Here is a 2,056-nt window from a genome sequence, read left to right as displayed (position 1 = left end):
ATCTGGGTGGACAGCCCGCTGGCGGCCACGGCCCACAGCAGTTTGTTATTTAGGATCTCCCAGAACGGCATATATCGGGGAACTGATTATTGTGGTTTGATGACAGGGGTTTGGGAATAGCTTACAGCTTATAGCATCAAGCTTCGTTAGAACGTCCGGTTCACCATGTAATCGGCCCACTGCATCAGCAGCTGCTTGTACTCTGTCTCCGGCAGCGGCTCCAGCGCGGCGATGGCCTTGCGCACGTATTTCTGGGCCAGCTCGGCGGTATGCTCGATGCCGCCCAGTTTCACGAACAGCTGGGTGACGCTCTTGACCTGGGCCGGGGTGGCCTTGGGATTGCCCAGGGTCTTCAGGATCAGATTCCTTTCGGCCCGGGAGGCCGCATTAAGCGAATGGTAGACTATCACCGTCCGCTTGCCCTCGCGGATGTCGGAGCCCACCGGCTTGCCCAGAGTCTTCTCGTTGCCCAGGATCCCCAGGATGTCGTCCTGGAGCTGGAAGGCCATGCCGCAGTGGGAGGTGAACTGGGACAGGGCCTCAACATAGGGATGCTTGTTGTTGGGCTGGTCGATCCCGATCATGGCCCCGGCCTTGCCGGCGAACTGGTACAGGGCCCCGGTCTTCTTCCAGAGCATGGCCAGGATCTTTTCCTCGTTCAATGATTCCAGCGGCATCTTGGAATACTGGACATCCAGGGCCTCTCCCTCGATCAGGGCCGACTGGACGTCGATCTCCAGGTCCAGGATCAGCTGCAGCACCAGGATGGGGTTCACCCCCCGCTCCCGCACCAGCTCGGTTAATAGCGCGATGGTCCAGCCCTGCTGCAGGTCCCCGGCCAAAATGGCCATGGAGGTGCCGTAGTGCCGGGCTTCTTCGCCCTTAAGCCCCAGCCGCTTGGCGGCCCGCTGGGTCAGCTCCTCGTGCACCGTGGCCGCGCCCCGGCGCAGCTTGTCCCGGTCGATGATGTCGTCGTGGACCAGGGTCCAGGTGTGGTAAACTTCGATGGCCGCAGCCGCCGGCAGGGCCTTGTCCTCGTCGCCGCCCACCGCTCCGCAGCAGAACAGGCAGACCGCCGGCCGTAATGATTTACCGCCGATCCCCAGGTAGCTGTGCATCCCACGGTAGATATCCTCGGGCAGGAACTTGTCGGGCCGGTCCTTAAGCTTAAGATACTGGTGAACTGATTCCTTGCGCTTTTTAACCTCTTCCAAAAGCCTGGCCAGGGGGCTGAGCTGGGCCGGCTTGGTTGCGGCCGCCGAGCCGGGTCGAGGCGTGACCGAAGGTTTGGCCGTCTTCTTTGCGGCGGGTTTGGCAATTTTCTTGCTAACCGGCTTGACCGGGCGCTTGATCGCTTTCTTCGGGGGGATCTTGGCTTTTGCCGCCTTGGCCTTGTGGGTTTTACTCTTGGTCATTGGGACCCTCCTCCAATTTCATTGCTTCGGTTTTAAATTCCCCCTGGCCGCTTAGGGTAAGTTTTTTGATCTTGAAATTCACCTCGTTCAATGCCGCCTTGGCCTGGCCCGTCAGTTCCATTCCCTCCTGGTACAGGCCCAAAGCCTGGTCGATCTCCACTTCACCGGATTCCAGTTTTTCCACGATCTGCTCCAGCCGTTTCAATGCTGTTTCCAGCTTGAAGTCTTTCGGCTGGTTTTTTTTGGCGGCTTTCATCGGCCCGTCTCCTTAACTGTCGTTTTAGCCCAGCCCTGGAAAAACTCCGCGGTCAGGCTGTCTTCCGGTTTCAGTGTCTTTGAGTCCTTGATCACCCTTCCCTTTTGGTCGCGGCAGATGCTGTAGCCCCGGGCCAGAACCGAGCCGGGGCCAAGGGCCGCCAGGGATTGGCTTAATCCGTCCAGTCTTGTTTTCAATAATCCCACCTGCCAGGCCATGACCGCCCCCAGTTGTTTCTGGGTCCGGACCAGCTGCTGGGATTTCTGCTCCACCAGATCGGCCAGCCTCATCATCCCGTAACTGCGGCTTACTGCTTTCAGCCTTTGCTCATACCGGGAGGCCAGCCATAACAGGGCGTTCTTCATCCTGACGCCGGAATCCGAAA

3 protein-coding genes are annotated in these 2,056 nt (G+C 59.3%); all 3 read right to left on the bottom strand.

Annotated features, from left to right (window positions below; all coding sequences use genetic code 11):
- Positions 1–146: 146 nt before the first annotated feature.
- A complete protein-coding gene (locus tag Q7U71_01340) occupies positions 147–1,415 on the bottom strand; it encodes a polyprenyl synthetase family protein (GenBank protein MDO9390400.1) in 1,269 nt (422 codons plus the stop codon).
- Complete coding sequence (gene xseB, locus Q7U71_01335; protein ID MDO9390399.1) at positions 1,402–1,671, bottom strand: exodeoxyribonuclease VII small subunit; 270 nt, start codon at positions 1,669–1,671, stop codon at positions 1,402–1,404. The genes Q7U71_01340 and xseB overlap by 14 nt, the downstream gene beginning before the upstream one ends.
- The coding region (locus tag Q7U71_01330) for an exodeoxyribonuclease VII large subunit (protein ID MDO9390398.1) at positions 1,668–2,056 on the bottom strand (389 nt) is incomplete at its 5' end. The genes xseB and Q7U71_01330, both read right to left, overlap by 4 nt.

It is taken from the genome of bacterium (assembly GCA_030655055.1).
In the GTDB taxonomy this organism is placed as follows: Bacteria; Edwardsbacteria; AC1; order AC1; family EtOH8; genus UBA5202.
The sequence above is the reverse complement of the archived record's forward strand: the minus strand, read 5'-3'. Positions and strand labels throughout refer to the sequence as shown.